The following is a 20,508-nucleotide window of genomic DNA, read 5'->3' as shown; positions in this document are numbered from 1 at the left end:
TTAATTTTTACTCAAATAAAAACGAAGTTAGCGGACTCGAGGCTTCCGCATGATTAGCAATAGCACCTAATCCTGCTTCAAAAGCTCTTCTTCCTGCAATTACTCCTTCTTTAAAAGCTATTGCCATATTAACGGGATTTCCTGCTACAGCAATCGCCGTGTTCACCAGTACTGCATCTGCTCCCATTTCCATGGCTTTTGCGGCATCAGAAGGAGCTCCGATTCCGGCATCCACTACAACCGGAACATTACTCTGGCTAATGATAATTTCTAAAAAATCCAATGTTCTCAATCCTTTATTGGTTCCAATCGGCGCACCCAAAGGCATTACCACAGCTGTTCCTACATCTTCGAGGCGTTTGCATAAAACAGGATCAGCGTGGATGTAGGGCATTACAATAAAGCCTAATTTGGCAAGTTCTTCAGTAGCATATAATGTTTCAATAGGATCCGGCAAAAGGTATTTCGGATCCGGGTGAATTTCCAGTTTTACCCAATTTGTTTCCAGTGCTTCCCTGGCCAATTGCGCAGCCAATACAGCTTCTTTCGCTGTTCTTGCTCCTGAAGTATTCGGAAGAAGGTGAACATTTGTTTCTCTCAATGAATCTAACAAATCGTCTTCAGCAGATTGGGCATCAATTCTTTTTAAAGCCATGGTTACCATATTTGTTTCCGAAGCAACAACGGAGGTTGTCATATCTCTAAGACTTCCGAATTTTCCCGTTCCTAAAAACAGTCTTGAATCAAAAGTTCTGTCTGCTATTATCAGTTTTTGGTTGTTCATATCATTACTTTTTTAAATTCATTAATAATGGATGGTTCTTTAGTGATCAGCCCCGAAATGGATATTCCATAGATACCGATCTGTTGTAAAGATTGAATATCTTCAAGTGTAACGCCTCCAATGGCAAATATTTTAGGTACTAATATTGATTTCTCACGAAGTTGATCAATAATTTCCCGGTATCCTTCAAAACCAAGAATTGGGCTTAATTTTTCTTTGGTGGAAGTAAATCTCAAAGGTCCCAAACCAATGTAATCACAAGGTTCATTTATTCTTTGAAATACGTCAGATATTGTATTTGCTGTTCCACCAATAAGTTTATTATCTCCTAATATCAATCTTGCTTCTTCAATAGATCCATCATTAAGGCCCAAATGAACTCCGTCCGCATCTATACTTTTTGCAAGCTGAACATGATCATTAATGATGCATATTGACTGATATTCTGAGCAAAGTCGTTTTGACGTTTCACAAAGGTTGATCAATTCATTTTCAGGTGCATTTTTCCATCTGACCTGTATCCATTTTATTCCGTTATCCAAAGCCTTACGGATGTTAATTTCTTGTTCTTGTTCCGTATTGCCTTGTGATATGTATTGTAATTTTTCCATATTTAATATCTGTATCCTATTAGTGAGCCCATTAAACCACAAAGGCACAAAAGCTTTGTATTTGAAACACTTTAGGGCACTTTAGTAATTGTAAAGAGGCCGCATAAAAAGTTCACATAAGATGAAAATCAAAGATTTTCAAAAAAACTTTAGTGCTCTTATTAAGTGTTTAGTAGTCACTTAAAATCACTAAAGTGTTAATATCTTTTGTTTCTTTTGTGGTTAGAAATCTTTTTTGTTCTTTCGAATCCAAGTTATCTATATTGAATGTGTTCCCAATAAAGAGGGATTGCTTTTTAAAAATTTTTCGATGTATAATTTTCCGGTTCGGCAGGCAGTTTCCATATTTTCGCCTTTCGCAAGTTCGGCCGTAATGGCTGAGGATAAAACACAGCCGGAACCGTGTTTAGGGAAATAGATTGTATTGTCTTCAGCCGGAATTAGTAAAATTTCTTTTTTATTTTCGACTAAAATATCTGTTCCTAAATGATCTTCCCGATGTCCTCCTTTGATCAGCAATGAGCATTGGCGGGTATCCGGCAAAAGATTATTTTCCTTTAAAACAGTATATTCGTTATAATTGGGAGTTATCAAACTGAGTTTATTAACCGTATCTTTTAATTGAGATAGAGTTTCAAGATCAAAAAAATTAAATTCTGAAGTGCTTTTCAGAACAGGATCCCAAACAATTTTTATTTCAGGGTTCCCTTTTTGAACTGTTTCTACAATCTTACCCAGAAATTCGGCATCCTTCACTATTCCAATTTTCACTGCTGAAACGGGATAATTTTCCATCAAAACCTGAATTGCTTCAGTTACTTCATCTATAGGCCGCCATTCTAAATTCAGACATTTGGAAGCAGTCTGCAATGTCAATGCTGTACACACTCCAAGTCCCATTACTTTCGCCTGTTCAAAGGTTTTACTATCTGATAATAAGCCTGCTCCACCGCTGGGATCGAAGCCTGCAATACTTATGACATAAGGACGTTCCTGCATTTTTTGAATACATTTAATGGTTCTTCACTTTCCCAGATGGCACCCAACAGTGCTGCTCCATCTGCTTCTGATTCGAAAACTTCATGAATATTATCCTGATCAATTCCTCCAAGGGCAATTAACTTTACGTCCGGATTATTCCGATGTGTTATTTCTGCTTTTATGGTAGAATCCAATCCATATCCTTTTTTGGAGATACTCGGAAAGAACGGGCTTATGAAGGCATATTCCCATTCTTTTTCCAAAGTATTGTATGTTCTGATATTATGTACCGAAGTTGAAATGGTATTTTCTTTTGCAAAAGATTTATATGTTTCTTCCCTTCTATCCATCTCCCTGAAATGAAACCTTGAAATATTAAATTCTTTCCCAAAATCGTAATGCGTATGTAATACCAGCTGTGAATGAAAGGCTTCATCAATCTGAGTGATAAATTTAATCATTTCATTCCGGCTGGTCAGAGGTTTACGGAGGTGAAGCAAATCGAGTCCTTCCTGAAACATTTCATTAATAAGCTTTGTTTCGTTCGGGACAATCAATTCAGGAGTGATGACAAGGATCATATATAAATTTCTTTTCCTTTTTCAATAAATTCTTGAGATTTATCCAGCATTCCTTTTTCTGCAGATTCACGGATTTCCTGTGTAATCTTCATAGAACAGAATTTCGGGCCGCACATAGAACAGAAATGTGCAATTTTAGCACCTTCCGCCGGAAGTGTTTCATCATGATAAGCTCTAGCCGTTTCAGGATCCAATGAAAGATTGAATTGATCTTCCCATCTGAATTCAAATCGAGCCTTACTCAATGCATTATCCCGATATTGCGCTCCGGGGTGTCCTTTGGCTAAATCTGCTGCGTGCGCTGCCAGTTTATAGGTAATCACTCCGACCTTTACATCGTCTTTATTCGGAAGCCCTAAATGTTCTTTTGGAGTTACATAGCAAAGCATTGCACAGCCAAACCATCCGATCATTGCCGCTCCTATTCCTGAAGTAATATGGTCATAACCTGGCGCAATATCCGTAGTCAAAGGTCCTAAAGTGTAAAAAGGTGCTTCATGGCATTCCTTTAACTGCTTATCCATATTTTCTTTGATCATATGCATCGGAACGTGGCCCGGCCCTTCAATCATTACCTGTACATTATGCTTCCACGCAATTTTGGTTAGTTCACCTAAAGTTTCCAGTTCTGCAAACTGAGCGGCATCATTGGCATCTGCAATAGATCCCGGACGAAGTCCATCTCCTAAAGAAAAAGCGACATCATACTTCTTCATAATCTCACAGATCTCTTCAAAATGAGTATATAAAAAGCTTTCTTTGTGATGGAAAAGGCACCATTTTGCCATAATAGATCCTCCCCTGGATACAATTCCCGTTACTCTATTGGCTGTCAGATGAATATAGCGTAATAAAACGCCGGCATGAATCGTGAAATAAGAAACACCTTGCTCTGCCTGTTCAATCAAAGTATCTCTGAAGATCTCCCACGTCAAATCTTCAGGAACCCCTTTCACTTTTTCCAATGCCTGATAAATAGGAACTGTACCAATCGGAACCGGACTGTTTCTGATGATCCATTCTCTTGTTTCATGAATATTCTTTCCGGTAGAAAGGTCCATAATCGTATCGGCACCCCATCGGCAAGCCCATACTGCTTTTTCCACTTCTTCTTCAATACTTGAGGAAACAGCACTATTCCCAATATTGGCATTGATTTTTACTAAAAAGTTTCTTCCAATGATCATCGGCTCACTTTCCGGGTGGTTGATATTATTCGGAATAATGGCTCTTCCGGCAGCAATTTCATCTCTTACAAATTCCGGTGTAATTTTATTTTTAGGAGTATTAGCACCAAAGCTATGTCCGGCATGTTGAAAGGCCATTTCTTTAGAAACAGATTCCAGCTGTTCAATTCTTTGATTTTCTCGAATCGCCACATATTCCATTTCAGGAGTGATGATTCCTTGCCTCGCGTAATAAAGCTGAGTAAGTTCTTTTCCTTCCTGTGCCACTTTCGGTTGATGATCATACGCAAAACGTAATTCATCAAGGCGAGGATCCGCCAGACGGGCTTTCCCGTATTCTGAAGTAATTCCTTCAAGCACGGTAACATCGTTTCTATCAAGAATCCATTGTTCTCTAATTCTTGGAAGCCCCTTCTGGATATCAATGGTTGCATTTTCATCTGTATAAGGACCTGAAGTATCATAAATGGTAACAGGAGCATTATCTTCAAAGCCTCCATTCGAAAGTTTGGTTGGGCTAAGCTGAATTTCACGCATGGCTACATTGATAGGATGTATTTTTCCTTCAACGTAAATTTTCTTTGAGTTCGGAAATGGCGAACATGTAATGGAGTGAGCCATAAGTATTGGTATTAAATATGAGAATTAACCGCCTTGAGTGGCAGTGATGATTAAAATTGAATCGTTATTACTGAGGAAGGTTTCTGCCCAGGCGGACAGTGGAATAATACGGTTGTTAAGAGCTACAGCGATGCCTTTTCTTTTTCCAGGCAGCTCTATAGCCAGCAATGCTTCCAGATTTTCAGGAAGTACATCAAATGATTTTCGGGTGTGGTTGATTATAAGTTCCATTCCTAATAATTTAAATACACTTTAGGAATGGCTATTATTGTACAATAGAATGTACAGCAAAAGTCATCTACTTTTCCCTACGCTGGTATGATCCAGATCAGGTTCAAAGGGTAAAGTCTCAGTCTGTTGATTACAGACACCCCTAAAGTATGGGACGAAGTTAGTTATTTTTTCAGAATGGGCAAAATTGAATTTTATATTAAACAAAAAGACCATCTCGATGTTGAGATGGTCTAGTTAATATATTCTTGAAATCCTTTATTTACGCTTGACTATGTTGAACTTTTTTCACGAATGTATCTAAAGTCATGATTTTTTCTCTGAATTCTTTTGGAAAGCTATCCAAGTATGATTTGGGAACAACAAGATTTACATTATACTTATACATTTCTTCAAGTTGATTTTTGGATATGCCTTGTTGTAAAGTAAATAAATGTTTGGTTTTAATTCTATCCGCTTCATTCAATATTTGTCTCCACCTATCTTTACAAGTTGTTTTTGATGCTAAAACCATTAATTTACCTTCATCATATCTTGGATTGTGATAAGCCTCTATATTTGGGAATAAAAAGTCCGGCTTTTTATTAAACTCCGTAATAGACTGAGTATCAAATTTTAATTCAAATGTTTTAAAAATCTCACTCAAATGATGTTCTAATGATTTTCCAGCTCTACTTTTTCTTCGATTCAAAATTGTATTGGCAATTTCTATTAGTTCTTCGACAGAAAGGAATGGTGTTTTTATTCTTGTGGAATATCTGTTATTTTCTAATGTTTTAAAAAGTTGAAATTCAGTATTTATCCATTGTAGAATTTGTTTATCGGGATTAGCTTTTATTAATTGTGGAGTTACATTATATACACTGTTATAACAATTCCTTGCTCTTTTTGCCAGCTCCATGGTAGTAGGAAAATCCATCGATAAAGTAGAGATAAAAGCATTAAAACATTCTATAAGTTTATCTTCAGCTGTTGGTTCAGACTGTTTAGGAATTATACCATTTATTTCCGTAGTAGAAATATTTAACGCAGTTAAAAAACCTTCAATTTCTTCATCAGTTTGAAGTATAAAAGCTTCATAATAATAATCATATTTTCTTACAATAACAAGTAAATCACCAATATTATTATCTTTCAGAAACGGGAATTCTCTTCCAAATCTTGTTAACCTATATTCATTTCGTGTTCCAACTCCATAATATATAAATCTACTTTGAGTTTCAAAACTATTTTGCCATTTTATAGTGATAAACTTATCTTTATTTTCTCCTTTTTGTCCGGGAGAATCAAAAAATAATTGCCAACTGTTTTTATGAATATGAAATCCTGACTGATGCCCACCTGTTGCCCCAACGTCATTTGCAGTAATAAATTTTGAAAAAGCAGTATCAGAATTTTGAACAGATTGGATAACCTCAGTTAAGATGCTATTTTCCATTTTCTTCTAAAGTTTTTGCTAACTGCTTTGCAACAGCTTGAATTAAAGGCACAGCAACTGAATTTCCAAATTGTTTATAAGCCTGATTATTAGACACTGGAATTATAAATTTATCTGGAAAGCCTTGTAATCTGGCACATTCTCTTGGTGTTAATCTTCTTGGATTAGAATTTTCTTGTGGGATTAATATTTCAGCTCCATCTTTATAATATCTTGCAGACATCGTTCTGGAAATTCCTTCTAAATCAGTTAATCCAAAACCAAAACCATTTCCTTTTGCTTTATGTTTTGCGGCATAATCCTGTAAATAATTCCAAAGTTTATCAGACAAAGTATACTTGGGATCAATGTCTGTTTCTAAAATATTTTTAATCTTTGCTTTGGATTTTGGCAACTTTGGAAATTCAAAACTTTCATTCTTTTTAAAAAATTCATTTCTAAATCCTACAATAATAATTCTTTCTCTATGTTGAGGAACGAAATGCTTTGCATCCAACACTTGATAATAAATTGAATAGCCTAATTCAGTCAATGTATTTCTAATTACCTTGAATGTCTTCCCTTTATCATGAGAAACAAGATTTTTTACATTTTCCAACATAAAAGCTTTTGGCTTTTTTTTCTCTATAATTCTTGCTATATCAAAAAATAATGTCCCTTGTGTTTCATCTAAAAAACCATGTTTTCTTCCCAATGCATTTTTTTTAGAAACTCCTGCAATTGAAAAAGGTTGACAGGGAAATCCAGCCAATAGAACATCATGATCTGGGATGTCATTTTCATTAATTCCGGTTATATCTCCATATGGTACTTCTCCGAAGTTGGCTTCATACGTTTTCTTTGCAAAGTTATTCCATTCACTTGTAAAAACACATTTGCCTCCAACATTTTGATATGCAAGCCTAATTCCACCAATCCCAGCAAATAAGTCAATAAATCTAAATTTAAAATCTGTCTTGGGTGGAAATGGAACGTCAAATTTAAAAGGAATATATAGTTGTTCCGAGTCTTCTACAGTTGATAAAATTTCTTTTTGCAAATATTCTTTTGCAGAAGGTTTAAAGTATTGAGAGACACCATTTGTATGATTTTGCCAATAATGTGTTAAAGCAGCAAAACCGTCATTTAAGTGCCTGTCAATCTTTATATTAAGTCTTTCTTTTATTTCACTGTATGTTGTCATTTATTCTTTTAAGTTTTCTTCTATTTTATTGATGCAAGATGCTAAATTTTTTCGAATTTCTTTGCTCCAAAATCTCAAAACTTTCCAGCCTTGTCTGTAAAGTTCTTCATTCACAGCTTTATCACGTTTTATATTTTGTTTAATTTTATTCCACCAAAAAGTTCTATTAGTCTGTATTCTAAATTTCTCAGTTTCCCAGTCTTTCCCATGAAAATATTCACTATCTACAAAAATTGCAAGTTTATTCTTTTTGAATGTGAGATCCGGCTTACCAAAAACAGACTTATTATTTTTTCTATAACGATATCCAAGTTTCCATAGAGTTTTAGCCAAGAGAATTTCATCTTTTGTTCCCTTACTCTTGATAGCTTGCATATTTTTTCGTCTCTGTTCTTTTGTTAAAACATCCATAAATACAAAATTATAAATTTGATTGACAAAACAGAAGTATATATCTTAAGATCAGCCGGTTTTAATTTTGAAGATAAAGATTAGGCATAATTAACAAAGAAAAATAAAGCGCCCTATTACCTACTGATGATTAGCAAATTTGGAGAATTGTTCATAACAATAGCTTTAATTTTAATAATATAAAGCATTTAAAATTACTTAATCTATTCTTCACAAGCTCTCCACACTGCATCATTCTGTGGTACCGGAGCTACAATTTCAATTTTCTCTTTGGTAACAGGGTGAATAAACTCCAACCTTCTGGCGTGAAGATTAATTCCTCCGTCGGGATTGGAACGTGGTGATCCATACTTTAAGTCTCCTTTAATTGGAACCCCTGTCTTAGATAACTGAGCTCGGATCTGATGATGTCTCCCTGTTTCCAGATCAATTTCAAGAAGCAGATAATTATCGAGCGTCTTGATTACATGGTACGTTAGAATTGCTTCTTTAGCTCCATCAGTAGCTTTAGGAAAAACAATCGCTTTATTATTCTTTTCGTTTTTCTTTAAATAATGAACCAATCTTTGGCTTTGTGGAATCATTTCTTTCCCCACCACAGCCCAATACGTTTTTTTAATCTCACGATTCTTCACCATCTGAGTAAGACGGGAAAGTGCTTTGGAGGTTTTAGCATAGATCACGAGCCCTGACGTAGGACGGTCTATACGATGAACCAAGCCGAGAAAAACATTTCCCGGCTTAGCATCTCTTACTTTTATATAATTTTTTATAGATTCTAATAGAGACTCATCACCGGTCTTATCGCCTTGTACAAGCTGACCGACTTTTTTATTGATCACTAAAAGATGGTTGTCTTCATATACAATCTGCTCCTTCATACTCCTACAATTTATCTTCTTCTATTGGACAATGAAAGAATAATACCTCCCAGCAGACCAATTGTTTTAATGGATGAAAGATTTGAACTTTCAGGGATAAATGCTCCGAATATACATACCGCAGCAGCAGCATACATTCCAAAAACAAAATTTTTATTGGTAAGCATCGGCGCCTGAATAAGGAAACTCCCTCCTATTAAAACATAGAAGACTTTTCTGGAAAGTAAATGATTGATTTCCGGAGAAAATAAATTGAACCATCCTACAGCAAGACAAATCAGTGCTGCGATAGATAATATTCCCTGGATAGATTGTTGTTGGTTTTGCATTGATTAATAACTTTCATTTTCATTTGGAAACTCTACGCTTTTCACATCTTTTACATATTGCGAAACCGCTCCTGTAATTTCGGTGTAAAGGTCAAGATACCTTCTTAAGAACTTAGGACTGAAGCCTTGATTCATTCCCACCATATCATGATATACCAAAACCTGCCCGTCACAATGAGCTCCCGCTCCGATTCCGATGGTAGGAATGGAAATACTTTCCGTTACTTTTTTAGCTAAATCAGCCGGAATTTTTTCTAAAACAACAGAAAAGCAACCTAGTTCTTCTAAAAGTTGTGCATCAGCAATTAGTTTTTCCGCTTCCGCTTCTTCTTTAGCTCTTACTTTATAAGTTCCAAATTTATAGATAGACTGAGGCGTTAACCCCAAATGTCCCATTACCGGAATACCTGCATTGATGATCTTTTTGATGGATTTTGAAATTTCCTTTCCACCTTCAATTTTTACAGCATGAGCTCCACCTTCCTTCATCATTCTTACTGCAGATTCCAATGCTTTTTCAGGATTACTCTGATAAGTTCCAAAAGGTAAATCTGCTACGATCAAAGCCCTGTCAGTTCCTCTTACCACACTTTGAGCATGATAAATCATTTGATCTAATGTAATAGGTAATGTAGTTTCAAAACCTGCCATTACATTGGCTGCAGAATCACCAATCAAAATAGCATCCACTCCTCCTGCATCTACCATCTTTGCCGTGGTAAAGTCATAGGCAGTGAGCATTGTTATTTTTTCCTTGTCAAATTTCATTTTACGCAAGGTTTCCGTCGTAACTTTTTTAATTTCAGAGTGAACAGACATAATGTATCTATTTTTTAAAAGTTAAAAAGTCGGCCTTTCAGCCGACTCAAATTTTGTATGATTTATAAAACTACGTGACCGAGTTTCATGAGTTTGTCGTGATTGAGAATTTTAATATTTCTTCCATCCACTTCAATCAGGTTATCCTGTTTGAATTCGGAAATCAGACGAATGGCACTTTCCGTAGCGGTACCAATAATATTAGCAATTTCTTCTCTTGTTAAAGAGATTTTGATAAAACCTTCCGGATCAACCCCTAATTTTTGTTCCAAAAGCAGTAATATTTCAGCCAATCGCTCTCTTACTGTTTTTTGTGCAAGGAATGTAATGGTATTGGAAGACTCTCCTAATTCGTACGAAATTTTCTGAAGCATTACGAAAGATAATTGCGGATCAACCTCTAAAAGATACATGAAGATATCTGCAGGTAAGAAAACACATTCAATATCAGTCATTGCTTCTGCCTTTGCCTGGAAGTTTTCTCCACAAAGCAAAGATCGGTAGCCGATGATGTCTCCTTCTTTGATAAATCTTAAAATCTGATCTTTCCCAAAAGCCCCTGATTTTGAAAGTTTAGCAGCACCTTTCTCCAGGACAAACACTCCTTTTGGAGTTTCTCCATCCTCGAAAATGGTGTCATGTTTCTGAAAACTCAGTTTCTTTTTGCCATTAATGTATTTTTCAAAATCTGCGCTAGAAAGTCTTTCCTTAAATGATTTATCATTAAAAACTCTGGCGAACCTCTCTTCAATTGCGATCTGTTGTTCCTGCGGCATTTTATATGATATTTATCACAAAAATAGAACTTTTTAAATCGATAAACAAAAAAAATTGTTATAATTTTGTAGTTCAATATTTTAGGGTGGTGAGCGAGAACTGTTTTCATTGTGGTCAAGGTATAGAAAAAGAGAGAATTTTGTTTGATGAAAAGATTTTCTGTTGTAACGGCTGTAAGTCTGTTTATGAAATTCTGAATACAAACAATTTAAGTAATTTCTACGAACTCAATAAAGGCGCCGGAATTCGTCCCAATGATGAAAACTCTACCCAATTTGATTACTTGGATACTCCCGAGATTTTTGAAAAAATCACAGATTTCTCTGAAGGAAACACCAGTCTCGTTACATTTAAAATACCTGTAATCCATTGTTCTTCTTGTATTTGGCTATTAGAAAGTCTTCATACTCTAAATCCACATATTAAATATTCTCAGGTCAATTTCACCAGAAAGACCTTACAAATTTCATTCAATCATAACGACCTGAAATTAAGTGAACTAGCCAACTTCTTAACCAATTTAGGATATAAACCCGTTATCAGCCTTGAAACTGCCGAAAAAAATGTAGATCATCTTGACAAATCACTTCTTGTAAAATTTGCGATTGCCGGTTTTGCATTCGGAAACGGAATGTTTTTAGCGTTCCCCGAATATGTAGGTGGAGAAGATTATTGGATGGAACACTACAAAGGACTCTTCAGAATATTGATGTTCTTATTGGCTTGTCCCGTTGTATTTTATTCTGCTTCAGATTATTACAAATCAGCATGGTACGGTTTAAAAAATAAAATAGTCAATATTGATGTTCCTATTGTATTGGGGATATTGGTGCTTTTTGGAAGAAGCATCTACGAAGTGGCAACCGATTATGGCCCCGGTTATTTTGATACCCTGTGTGGCCTTTTATTCTTCATGCTGATGGGTAAACTTTTCCAGAAAAGAACCTACAGTGCCCTTTCTTATGACAGGGATTATAAATCTTTCTACCCGATTGCAGTTACCAAAGTAGACTTTGAAGGAAAACAGGAAAACATACTGCTATCTGAAATAAAAGTCGGAGACAGAATTTTAGTTAGAAATCAGGAAATCATCCCGGTGGACGCCATTTTAATAAACGGGGAAGGAAATATTGACAACAGTTTTATTACCGGAGAAAGCGAAAGTATCAGCAAACAGCCTGGTGATAAAATTTTTGCAGGAGGAAAGCAAATCGGCTCTTCTCTGGAACTGGAAGTCATTAAAGATGTGGATCAAAGTTACCTTACCCAACTTTGGAATAAGGAAGCCTTTAAAAAACATGAAACCGGACTTGACACTTTAACCAATAGCATTAGTAAATATTTCACCTTCATCATTTTAGGCATCGCTTTAATATCCGGAATCTATTGGTCATTCATCGATCTTGAAAAAATGTTCCAGGTTATTTCAGCAATTTTAATTATTGCCTGTCCGTGTGCCCTTGCACTATCCGCACCGTTTACTTTCGGGCACATTATGAGAATATTGGGACGAAACAAGTTTTATGTAAAAGACACTTTAACAATTGAAAAAATTGCTAAACTGGACACTATTGTTTTTGATAAAACCGGAACCATTACCCACAGAAAAAAATCCAACATCAAATACGAAGGTTCAGAAATCAATGAATTTGATTTACTCAATATCAAAACATTATTAAAAAATTCCAATCACCCTCTTTCGAAATCATTGTACGAATTTATAGAGGTGAAGGACGATTATTTCCCTGTTGATAATTTTCAGGAGATTTCCGGAAAAGGATATGAGGCGAACGTAAGAGGCACCCTTTACAAAATTGGTTCTGCACGTTATAATAATCAAGAACCCAAAAACCTTGAAACAGCAGTTTACATCAGCAAAAATGGTCAATTTATAGGAAAATTCATCTTCAAAAATGAATACCGTCCAAAACTAAAAGATCTATTCAATAAACTTACCCACTACAAAATATTCATCCTAAGCGGTGATAATTCTTCTGAAGAAAATCAACTGAAAGACCTGATTCCAAACTATAAAGGGATGGCTTTTAACCAAAGTCCGGAAGATAAACTGAACTACATCAAAGACCTTCAGGACCAGCACATGAAAGTAGCTATGCTTGGTGACGGACTGAATGATGCAGGAGCTTTAAAACAGAGCAATGTAGGAATTGCTATTGCTGACGACACCAATAGTTTCACACCTTCTTCAGATGTTATTATGAATGGAGAAAAAGTAGTGACTTTGGACAATTACCTGAACGTCTGCAAGGGCTCGATAAAGATTGTGAAAATGACATTTATAATCAGTTTCCTTTACAATATCGTCGGTTTAAGTTACGCAGTTACAGGACATATGCATCCGCTTTTTGCTGCAATCATTATGCCAATCAGTTCCATTACAGTGGTTACCTTTACGACAGTTTCAACTTGGATTTTAGGTCGAAAGTATTTTAAAAAGCAGGCTTAAACCCTCTTATTTAGACTGATTTTAAATTAGCTGAAATCGGCATTTCGTGATGAATGTCATTATTTTTCACTAAATTTGAACCCCGAAAATAGGTTAATTTTGTTGTCCAATGGATATTCTATATTTAATGATCGTCTGCAGTGTTTCTTTAGCTGCGATCTTCCTGGTCGTATTTATAGTGTATGCCAAAAAAGGACAGTTTGAAGATGATGAATCTCCGGCTGTCAGGATTCTTTTCGATGATGAAATCAAAGAAAAAGAGGAAAAAACTGGCAACAAGGATAAAGACGAAAAAGAAATAGGAGAAAATAATAAAAATTGAGAAAAATAGTGAATAGTTGATATGGAAACACAAAAGTTTAGTTATGACAATAGTATTGTCCGTGCGTTCCTCTATGCAACCATTATCTTTGGTTTCATAGGATTTACGTTTGGGCTTACGGCGGCATTAATGCTTTTCTACCCTGAATTACCTGAGTTCTTTTTCGGGACAGATGATACAACCATCAAAAGTTTAGCATCCGGTAATATTCAAGGTTTAATAAACACTCATGGTGCATTTGGTTTTGGTAGAATCAGGATGTTGCACACCAATACTGTAATCTTCGCGTTCGTATGTAATATTGTTTACGTTGGGGTATACTACTCTACGCAGAGATTATTAAAAACAAGAATGTATAGTGATACACTATCCTGGATTCATTTCTGGACTTGGCAGTTTATGATCGTTGCGACGTTCATTACTTTCTTTATGGGTATCAATACTTCTAAAGAATATGCTGAGCACGAATGGCCAATTGATATCTTAATTGCATTCTCTTGGATCATCTTTGGTGCCAATATGATTCTAACTATTTCGAAGAGAAGAGTAAGACACCTTTATGTAGCCATTTGGTTCTATTTAGGTACTTGGGTTGCAGTAGCAATGCTTCACATCTTCAACAACCTTGAAGTTCCATTATCATTCTCTGGCTGGAAGTCTTATTCAGCGTATGCAGGTGCAAAAGACGCTATCGTACAATGGTGGTATGGTCACAATGCAGTAGCATTCGTATTGACGACTCCGGTTTTAGGTTTAATGTATTATTTATGCCTAAAGCGGCGCAACGTCCGGTATTCTCATATAAACTGTCTATTATTCACTTCTGGTCATTAATTTTCGTATATATCTGGGCTGGTCCTCACCACCTTCAGTATACAGCACTTCCCGCATGGGCACAAGCAGTAGGAACAGGATTCTCTATTATGCTTATTGCACCATCTTGGGGAGGTATGTTAAATGGTCTTCTTACCTTAAGAGGAGCTTGGGATAAAGTAAGAGAAAATCCTATTCTTAAGTTCTTCGTAGTAGCCGTTACTTGTTATGGTATGGCAACGTTTGAAGGTCCACTTTTGGCAACTAAAAATATCAACAAAATTGGTCACTTTACGGACTGGGTAATCGGTCACGTACACTTAGGAGCTCTAGGATGGAATGGTTTCATGGCATTCGGGGTTATCTATTATTTGGTACCAATTATGTGGAGAACAAAAATTTGGTCTGTAAAATTAGCTAACTGGCATTTCTGGTTAGGTACATTAGGAATCATTTTCTATGCAGTACCAATGTATATTTCTGGATTCACACAAGGATTAATGTGGAAACAATTCAACCCGGACGGAACATTATTATGGAAAAACTGGTTGGATACTGTAACGGCTATTATTCCTTACTATAAAATGAGATTTGTAGGAGGTTTATTCTACATCTCAGGAGCAATCCTTATGATTGTTAACGTAATTGCTACGGTAAGAAAAGGATCATTCCAAAAAGAAGTTCCTGCTGAAGCACCTGCATTAGCAAATATCGGAAACAAACGTAAAGAAGGAGAAGGGTTCCACCTTTGGTTGGAAAGAATGCCATTACTTTTAACAGTATTGTCATTATGTACAATCTCAATAGGAAGTATGGTAGAAATTATCCCTACCCTAACTCTTAAGAAAAGTGTACCTACCATTTCTGCGGTAAAACCTTATTCACCGTTAGAACTTGAAGGTAGAGATATCTATATCCGTGAAGGATGTAACGCTTGTCACTCTCAGATGATCAGACCATTTAGAGATGAGATTACAAGATTCAACGGTAAAAACGGACAGTACTCTAAGGCTGGAGAATTTGTTTACGACAGACCATTCCTTTGGGGATCTAAGAGAACCGGACCGGATTTACATAGAGAAGGAGGTAAAAACCCAAGTTCTTGGCACTACAAGCACATGTACAACCCTAGATCTACTTCTGCAGGTTCTATCATGCCTCGTTACCCTTGGTTAATTGCTACTAACTTAGACAGATCTAAAATGGTAGACAAAATGAAGTTGATGAAGAATACATTTGATGTACCTTATACAAAACCTCAAATTGATTCTGCAAATGCATGGGCAGATAACCAGGCTAAGAAAATTGTAAAAGATATCTTCTCTGAAGCAAATGACTTAAAAGAAGCTTATGCTAAAAAACCTCAGGGAGAATTAGAGAAAAAAGAAATTGTAGCTCTTATTTCTTACCTACAGAGATTAGGAACAGATATCAAAACAACTGAAATCAAAACAGCAAGTAATAACTAAAAAACATTAAAAGGCACATCATATGATTCCCCAGAACTTTAAAGATATATTATCCAATACAGAAAATGCTGGTTTCTACCAGACGCTGGCTCTGATTTTCTTTATGCTGTTCTTCGTCGCTTTGATAATATATGTTTTTAGCAAACCTAAAAAATATTATAAAGAAGAAGAAGAGGCTCCTCTTGGGGATGATGAAGATGATAATTTTAATTTAAAAAATTAAACTATTTTTTATGAAACAAAGAACACCTGTTGTTGTAAACATCTTGATAATAATCGGACTTTTAATAGTTTTTTATTATTTGTTTGTGCAGAGCTACGCGTTCCTAGCTTCGCCTTACTTCTGGGGAACTGTTGTGATTGCTGGTATTCTGGCATATATCCACAGTGCCATTGGAGATTTGATTGAAAATAACAAATTCAAAAAATTATCTCCGGAAGAAAAAGCTGCTTATTTAGCTGAAAAGAAAGTTCCTTTCTTCAAAAGAATGTATGCTGCAGCATTTAAAAAGCAATCTGAAACTGAAGAAAAAGATATCCTTATCGACCATGGTTTTGATGGGATCATGGAATTGGATAACCAATTACCAAAATGGTGGGTAGGTTTATTCTACTTTGGGACCGCTTTTTGTATTGTATATATTGCAGCTTACACTTTCACAGATTTCGCTCACCCGTTAAGCGAGTATGAGAAAGAATATAAAGAGCAATTGGCAAGTATTGAAGAATATCAAAAATCTCAGCCTCCTGTAACGATTGAAACAGCAAAATATTCAGCTGATAATATCGCAGAAGGTAAAGAATTATTCAAAACAAACTGTGCATCTTGCCACAAGGAAGACGGTAGTGGAGGTATCGGACCAAACCTTACTGATAACTACTGGATCAACCAACCAGAAAAGACGTTATTCAAAAACGTATTCCATATGGACTGGAATGGTTCTCCTACTAACCCTGCGATGAGACCTTTCGGTAAAAACGGAGAAGTTTCTGGTGCTGAAATTGAAAAAATTGCAGCGTATGTATATCACATCAACCAAGAACTTCCACCAGTAACTCCGGCTCAGGGAGGAGCTGCTCCTCAAGGAACTGAAGCGCACTGGGAAAAAGAATAATTTAGAAAATTAGAAACATATGAAAAAAACATAATTTGTTATTAGATTAAAAATAGTAACGAATTATGTTTTTTCTTTTTTAAACACATTACAACATGTCAGACATAGAAGAAATAGAAGTACGAGGCGGACAGGGACAGGTTCTGGACCCTGAAACTTACAGAGATTCTATCGGGACAATGGAGCAATCCGGTAAAAGAAGATGGGTATTTCCCCGAAAGCCTAAAGGGAAATATACCAACTATAGAAACCTTGTAAGCTATACTTTACTAATTATTTATTTTACATTACCGTTCATCAAAATTAATGGTAACCCATTACTGATGTTCAATGTAATAGACAGGGAGTTTTTCATTTTTGGACAACCTTTCTATCCACAAGACTTTTTTATCCTGACTTTGGGTGCTATTGCATCTTTAATCTTTATTATTGTTTTTACGATTGCATTCGGAAGAATTTTCTGCGGGTGGATATGCCCTCAGACAATTTTTATGGAATCCATTTTCCGTAAAATCGAATATCTGATTGAAGGTGACAGAAATAAGCAGATGAAGCTGGACAGACAAGAGTGGAACAGTGAGAAAATCTGGAAGAGAAGTTTAAAATGGTCTGTTTACATTGTTATTTCATTGATCATTACTCACTTTATGTTCATGTACATTGTAGGATATGAGCAGGTTTTTAAAATTGTATCTGAGGGGCCGTTTGCACACCCTACCAACTTTATTGTGATGATTCTTCTTACTGCTGCATTTTATTTCGTATTTGCATGGTTCAGAGAACAGGTTTGTACCTTGGTTTGTCCTTACGGAAGACTTCAGGGAGTATTGATTGATAAAGATACAATCAATGTTTTTTATGATTTTAAAAGAGGAGAAAACAGATCAAAATGGAGAAAAGGTGAAGACAGAAAAGCTGCAGGTAAAGGTGATTGTATTGATTGCCACCAATGTGTCGTAGTATGTCCTACAGGAATTGATATCCGAGACGGGCAACAACTGGAATGTATTAATTGTACGGCTTGTATCGATGCCTGTGATGAAGTTATGGATAAGGTAGGACTTCCGAAAGGATTGATCAGATATGCTTCTGAAAATGAAATTGAGAAACAGACTCAATTTAAGTTTACAGGAAGAATGAAAGGTTTTGCAGTATTTTTACTTCTTTTAGTAGGGTTCTTAGGATACCTTCTTTATAGCAGGGGTGAAATGGAAGCCAAATTCATTAAGCCGGCAGGAAGTACATTCTTTGTAAAAGAGGGAAAAATTATCAACACTTATAATTATACCTTCCTGAATAAAACCAACGAGAAAAAAATCGTTACCATAAAAGTAATTGCTCCTGCTCATGGGGAAATTACTTATAGTGCTTCAAGTAAAATCCCTGTAGACAGAGATAAAATATCCAAAGGAACAATTAATATCAGCTTCCCGGAAGATGAAATGAAGCTTTCTAAACAGAATATTACAATCGGGGTTTACGATATGAAAGGTAAACTGATCGATTCTTATCAAACTTATTTTGAAGGACCATTCAAACTACAATTTTAATTTAAAAAGATGAAGAACTTTAGTTGGGGACACGGTGTTGTACTTGCATTATTTGCATTTATAGTTTTTATATTATCGATGATGTTTCTTTTCCCGAACGGGCAGAAGAATTCTGAAATGGTAACAGATAATTATTATGAAGAAGAACTACAATATCAAGATGTAATTGATTCTAAAAAAAGAGCTGATGAACTACAGGAAAAACCTGTATACAGCCAGGATACCAATGGAATTAAAATCACTTTTCCAAAAGAATATAATAACTCTAATACTACGGTAAAATTTGTTTTAAACAGAACCGACGACCAGAATTTAGATATAAAAAAATCTGTACAGCTTGATGTTAATCAATCATTTGTAATCCCATCACAAGTATTGAAAATGGGTAACTATACTTTAAGATTGAGTTGGACGAAAGATAAAACAGACTACAGAATGGATTATGACGTGATATGGAAATAGGACTTGTTGTATCGGCTATTGCTTTAGGCTTCGCTTCCGGCTTTCACTGTATCGGAATGTGTGGACCTATTGCTTTATCGATGGGATTAACAAAAAAACAAGCAGCCAATTTTTATCTTCAAAATCTTACCTATCAATTTGGAAGAATTTTTACCTATTCCTTATTAGGTGCGCTTCTGGGGATCATAGGACAAGGGTTTGAAATGGCAGGTTTTCAGAAATATCTGACAATCACTGCCGGTATTCTGCTTATTATTATGGCTGTATTTTCATTTGGAGGAAAAGATTTTGCTTCAAAAATCCCTTTTCTGTCTAAATTTTTATATTCCGTAAAATCAAATTTAGGAAGACTGCTCCAAAAGGCAGATTATCGTTCCAGATTCACCACAGGAGTTCTTAATGGGTTTCTTCCATGTGGAATGGTTTATATGGCACTTACAGCAAGCCTTGCAGGAGGGGGAATATGGCAGGGAGCTTTATATATGGCTTTATTCGGATTGGGAACCCTTCCATTCATGTTTGCCATAGTTTTGGCCGGAAATCTCATGAATCAGGCTTTTAGAATTAAAGTATTAAAAGCTGTTCCTATCATTATGATCATATTAGGTGGGTTATTCATTTTAAGAGGTCTTGAGCTCGGAATTCCATATGTTTCTCCAAAAGCAGAGGCTATGACCATTTCCAAAGATCACAACGGAGCTGTTAATTGCCATTAATTAGAACTTATAATACTACCATGAAGAAAACTATTGTCTTATTTCTAATAAGTCTTTTCATACTGCAATCATGCATTGTCAATTCTGAAATTGTCTATCATAAAGATGCCACGACAACGACTGTTACTGATATTGATAACAGAGCATTTATGGCAGAAATGAAAGCAATGACTCCGGATTCATTAAAGCAAGGAGAATTTGGAGAAATGGATAAGCTTCCTACGACCTGGACAAGCATCTATGAACTTGAAAAACAGGAAGGAAAATTAAAAACTCAAAACCCTGACTCCATCAAAATCATGAAAAAGATTTTCATGAAATCTAAAAAAGAAAATAATGAAGCTGCAGGCTTTGCTTTTAAACTGGAACATTTTTCTTCCAATGATTATCAGTCGTTAAAAAACTTCACAAAAGAAGAAAAACTACCATTAGATCAAAATATTTTCAATAATTGGGATGGGAAAACCCTGACGATCAGTACGGAAAATTTTAATCTTAAAAACCTTGAGGAAGCTATTCGTACTAAAAGTTCAAAAGAAGAAGCAGAGAAAATGGAAGGAATGATGACCATGTTCTTTAAAAAGATCGAAACTACCTTAAAGTTTGAAAATAAGATAAAATCCATTACAGGTAAACATGACTGGCTAAAGCAGATAGACAACTATTCCGTAAAAATAGGATATGATCTGAGAACTATGTATGATAAAGAAGCAAAGTTTAAAAATGATGATAAAAAGATTATCATTGTAACAGAATAAAA

The 20,508-nt window shown here is 35.5% G+C and carries 21 protein-coding genes, 1 pseudogene and 1 riboswitch; of the genes and pseudogenes, 9 read left to right on the top strand and 13 right to left on the bottom strand.

The window, feature by feature from the left end:
- Positions 1 to 7 precede the first annotated feature (7 nt).
- From CW752_RS15470 to CW752_RS15410, 13 genes are all read right to left on the bottom strand, one after another.
- Positions 8 to 784 (bottom strand): thiazole synthase, encoded by a 777-nt coding sequence (locus CW752_RS15470; protein ID WP_101240600.1) that lies wholly within the window; start codon positions 782 to 784, stop codon positions 8 to 10.
- Positions 781 to 1,395 (bottom strand): thiamine phosphate synthase, encoded by a 615-nt coding sequence (locus CW752_RS15465; RefSeq protein ID WP_101240599.1) that lies wholly within the window; start codon positions 1,393 to 1,395, stop codon positions 781 to 783. Before CW752_RS15465 ends, CW752_RS15470 begins: the two co-directional genes overlap by 4 nt.
- 258 nt (positions 1,396 to 1,653) lie before the next feature.
- Positions 1,654 to 2,394, bottom strand: a complete 741-nt coding sequence (locus CW752_RS15460) for a hydroxymethylpyrimidine/phosphomethylpyrimidine kinase (protein ID WP_101240598.1) — start codon at positions 2,392 to 2,394, stop codon at positions 1,654 to 1,656.
- Positions 2,370 to 2,957 carry a thiamine phosphate synthase gene (locus CW752_RS15455; protein ID WP_101240597.1) on the bottom strand — a complete coding sequence of 196 codons (588 nt, stop codon included), beginning with the start codon at positions 2,955 to 2,957 and terminating at the stop codon, positions 2,370 to 2,372. The genes CW752_RS15460 and CW752_RS15455 overlap by 25 nt, the downstream gene beginning before the upstream one ends.
- Positions 2,954 to 4,765 (bottom strand): phosphomethylpyrimidine synthase ThiC, encoded by a 1,812-nt coding sequence (gene thiC / locus CW752_RS15450; protein WP_101240596.1) that lies wholly within the window; start codon positions 4,763 to 4,765, stop codon positions 2,954 to 2,956. The genes CW752_RS15455 and thiC overlap by 4 nt, the downstream gene beginning before the upstream one ends.
- Before the next feature lie 24 nt (positions 4,766 to 4,789).
- Entirely contained in the window at positions 4,790 to 4,996 is a 207-nt protein-coding gene (gene thiS / locus CW752_RS15445) for a sulfur carrier protein ThiS (protein ID WP_101240595.1), read from the bottom strand.
- Positions 4,997 to 5,053: 57 nt separating this feature from the next.
- Positions 5,054 to 5,150: riboswitch (TPP riboswitch) on the bottom strand.
- A 108-nt stretch (positions 5,151 to 5,258) separates the two neighbouring features.
- The gene (locus CW752_RS15440) at positions 5,259 to 6,434 is read right to left on the bottom strand and encodes a type II restriction endonuclease (protein WP_101240594.1); all 1,176 of its coding nucleotides are present in this window, start codon (positions 6,432 to 6,434) and stop codon (positions 5,259 to 5,261) included.
- Positions 6,424 to 7,617 (bottom strand): DNA (cytosine-5-)-methyltransferase, encoded by a 1,194-nt coding sequence (dcm, locus tag CW752_RS15435; RefSeq protein ID WP_101240593.1) that lies wholly within the window; start codon positions 7,615 to 7,617, stop codon positions 6,424 to 6,426. The genes CW752_RS15440 and dcm overlap by 11 nt, the downstream gene beginning before the upstream one ends.
- Complete coding sequence (locus CW752_RS15430) at positions 7,618 to 8,028, bottom strand: very short patch repair endonuclease (RefSeq protein WP_101240592.1); 411 nt, start codon at positions 8,026 to 8,028, stop codon at positions 7,618 to 7,620. It lies immediately after the preceding gene.
- 203 nt (positions 8,029 to 8,231) lie between these two features.
- The gene (locus CW752_RS15425; RefSeq protein WP_101240591.1) at positions 8,232 to 8,909 is read right to left on the bottom strand and encodes an RluA family pseudouridine synthase; all 678 of its coding nucleotides are present in this window, start codon (positions 8,907 to 8,909) and stop codon (positions 8,232 to 8,234) included.
- A gap of 11 nt (positions 8,910 to 8,920) precedes the next feature.
- Positions 8,921 to 9,238, bottom strand: coding sequence for a hypothetical protein (locus CW752_RS15420; protein WP_101240590.1), 318 nt, complete (start codon positions 9,236 to 9,238; stop codon positions 8,921 to 8,923).
- Positions 9,239 to 9,241: 3 nt separating this feature from the next.
- Positions 9,242 to 10,057: a 3-methyl-2-oxobutanoate hydroxymethyltransferase gene (panB, locus tag CW752_RS15415; protein ID WP_101240589.1), complete on the bottom strand. Its 816-nt coding sequence runs from the start codon at positions 10,055 to 10,057 to the stop codon at positions 9,242 to 9,244.
- A gap of 62 nt (positions 10,058 to 10,119) precedes the next feature.
- Positions 10,120 to 10,833 carry a Crp/Fnr family transcriptional regulator gene (locus tag CW752_RS15410; protein WP_050019785.1) on the bottom strand — a complete coding sequence of 238 codons (714 nt, stop codon included), beginning with the start codon at positions 10,831 to 10,833 and terminating at the stop codon, positions 10,120 to 10,122.
- Positions 10,834 to 10,922: 89 nt separating this feature from the next.
- Between CW752_RS15410 and CW752_RS15405 the strand changes: the two genes are divergently transcribed.
- The 9 genes and pseudogenes from CW752_RS15405 (at position 10,923) to CW752_RS15365 (ending at position 20,506) form a co-directional block, all read left to right on the top strand.
- Positions 10,923 to 13,301 carry a heavy metal translocating P-type ATPase gene (locus CW752_RS15405; RefSeq protein ID WP_101240588.1) on the top strand — a complete coding sequence of 793 codons (2,379 nt, stop codon included), beginning with the start codon at positions 10,923 to 10,925 and terminating at the stop codon, positions 13,299 to 13,301.
- A gap of 109 nt (positions 13,302 to 13,410) precedes the next feature.
- The gene (ccoS, locus tag CW752_RS15400) at positions 13,411 to 13,623 is read left to right on the top strand and encodes a cbb3-type cytochrome oxidase assembly protein CcoS (RefSeq protein ID WP_101240587.1); all 213 of its coding nucleotides are present in this window, start codon (positions 13,411 to 13,413) and stop codon (positions 13,621 to 13,623) included.
- 21 nt (positions 13,624 to 13,644) lie between these two features.
- Positions 13,645 to 15,905 (top strand): annotated as a pseudogene (ccoN, locus tag CW752_RS15395) (cytochrome-c oxidase, cbb3-type subunit I).
- 22 nt (positions 15,906 to 15,927) lie between these two features.
- Positions 15,928 to 16,128, top strand: a complete 201-nt coding sequence (locus CW752_RS15390; RefSeq protein ID WP_101240586.1) for a cbb3-type cytochrome oxidase subunit 3 — start codon at positions 15,928 to 15,930, stop codon at positions 16,126 to 16,128.
- Between the two features lie 10 nt (positions 16,129 to 16,138).
- Entirely contained in the window at positions 16,139 to 17,020 is an 882-nt protein-coding gene (locus CW752_RS15385) for a cbb3-type cytochrome c oxidase N-terminal domain-containing protein (protein ID WP_101240585.1), read from the top strand.
- 95 nt (positions 17,021 to 17,115) lie between these two features.
- On the top strand, positions 17,116 to 18,570 hold the full coding sequence (gene ccoG / locus CW752_RS15380; RefSeq protein ID WP_101240584.1) for a cytochrome c oxidase accessory protein CcoG: 1,455 nt from the start codon (positions 17,116 to 17,118) through the stop codon (positions 18,568 to 18,570).
- 9 nt (positions 18,571 to 18,579) lie between these two features.
- The gene (locus tag CW752_RS15375; protein WP_101240583.1) at positions 18,580 to 19,032 is read left to right on the top strand and encodes a FixH family protein; all 453 of its coding nucleotides are present in this window, start codon (positions 18,580 to 18,582) and stop codon (positions 19,030 to 19,032) included.
- The gene (locus CW752_RS15370; protein WP_101240582.1) at positions 19,023 to 19,748 is read left to right on the top strand and encodes a sulfite exporter TauE/SafE family protein; all 726 of its coding nucleotides are present in this window, start codon (positions 19,023 to 19,025) and stop codon (positions 19,746 to 19,748) included. Before CW752_RS15375 ends, CW752_RS15370 begins: the two co-directional genes overlap by 10 nt.
- A 20-nt stretch (positions 19,749 to 19,768) precedes the next feature.
- The gene (locus tag CW752_RS15365; RefSeq protein ID WP_101240581.1) at positions 19,769 to 20,506 is read left to right on the top strand and encodes a hypothetical protein; all 738 of its coding nucleotides are present in this window, start codon (positions 19,769 to 19,771) and stop codon (positions 20,504 to 20,506) included.
- Positions 20,507 to 20,508: the final 2 nt, after the last annotated feature.

The organism is Chryseobacterium sp. PMSZPI, assembly GCF_002835665.1.
In the GTDB taxonomy this organism is placed as follows: Bacteria; Bacteroidota; Bacteroidia; order Flavobacteriales; family Weeksellaceae; genus Chryseobacterium.
This window is presented reverse-complemented; position numbering and strand designations above follow the sequence as displayed.

Coding starts and splice junctions, on each gene's coding strand:
- CW752_RS15470 (WP_101240600.1), bottom strand. CDS start 784: ATGAACAACCAAAAACTGATAATAGCAGACAGAACTTTTGATTCAAGA.
- CW752_RS15465 (WP_101240599.1), bottom strand. CDS start 1,395: ATGGAAAAATTACAATACATATCACAAGGCAATACGGAACAAGAACAA.
- CW752_RS15460 (WP_101240598.1), bottom strand. CDS start 2,394: ATGCAGGAACGTCCTTATGTCATAAGTATTGCAGGCTTCGATCCCAGC.
- CW752_RS15455 (WP_101240597.1), bottom strand. CDS start 2,957: ATGATCCTTGTCATCACTCCTGAATTGATTGTCCCGAACGAAACAAAG.
- thiC (WP_101240596.1), bottom strand. CDS start 4,765: ATGGCTCACTCCATTACATGTTCGCCATTTCCGAACTCAAAGAAAATT.
- thiS (WP_101240595.1), bottom strand. CDS start 4,996: ATGGAACTTATAATCAACCACACCCGAAAATCATTTGATGTACTTCCT.
- CW752_RS15440 (WP_101240594.1), bottom strand. CDS start 6,434: ATGGAAAATAGCATCTTAACTGAGGTTATCCAATCTGTTCAAAATTCT.
- dcm (WP_101240593.1), bottom strand. CDS start 7,617: ATGACAACATACAGTGAAATAAAAGAAAGACTTAATATAAAGATTGAC.
- CW752_RS15430 (WP_101240592.1), bottom strand. CDS start 8,028: ATGGATGTTTTAACAAAAGAACAGAGACGAAAAAATATGCAAGCTATC.
- CW752_RS15425 (WP_101240591.1), bottom strand. CDS start 8,909: ATGAAGGAGCAGATTGTATATGAAGACAACCATCTTTTAGTGATCAAT.
- CW752_RS15420 (WP_101240590.1), bottom strand. CDS start 9,238: ATGCAAAACCAACAACAATCTATCCAGGGAATATTATCTATCGCAGCA.
- panB (WP_101240589.1), bottom strand. CDS start 10,057: ATGTCTGTTCACTCTGAAATTAAAAAAGTTACGACGGAAACCTTGCGT.
- CW752_RS15410 (WP_050019785.1), bottom strand. CDS start 10,833: ATGCCGCAGGAACAACAGATCGCAATTGAAGAGAGGTTCGCCAGAGTT.
- ccoS (WP_101240587.1), top strand. CDS start 13,411: ATGGATATTCTATATTTAATGATCGTCTGCAGTGTTTCTTTAGCTGCG.
- CW752_RS15390 (WP_101240586.1), top strand. CDS start 15,928: ATGATTCCCCAGAACTTTAAAGATATATTATCCAATACAGAAAATGCT.
- CW752_RS15385 (WP_101240585.1), top strand. CDS start 16,139: ATGAAACAAAGAACACCTGTTGTTGTAAACATCTTGATAATAATCGGA.
- ccoG (WP_101240584.1), top strand. CDS start 17,116: ATGTCAGACATAGAAGAAATAGAAGTACGAGGCGGACAGGGACAGGTT.
- CW752_RS15375 (WP_101240583.1), top strand. CDS start 18,580: ATGAAGAACTTTAGTTGGGGACACGGTGTTGTACTTGCATTATTTGCA.
- CW752_RS15370 (WP_101240582.1), top strand. CDS start 19,023: ATGGAAATAGGACTTGTTGTATCGGCTATTGCTTTAGGCTTCGCTTCC.
- CW752_RS15365 (WP_101240581.1), top strand. CDS start 19,769: ATGAAGAAAACTATTGTCTTATTTCTAATAAGTCTTTTCATACTGCAA.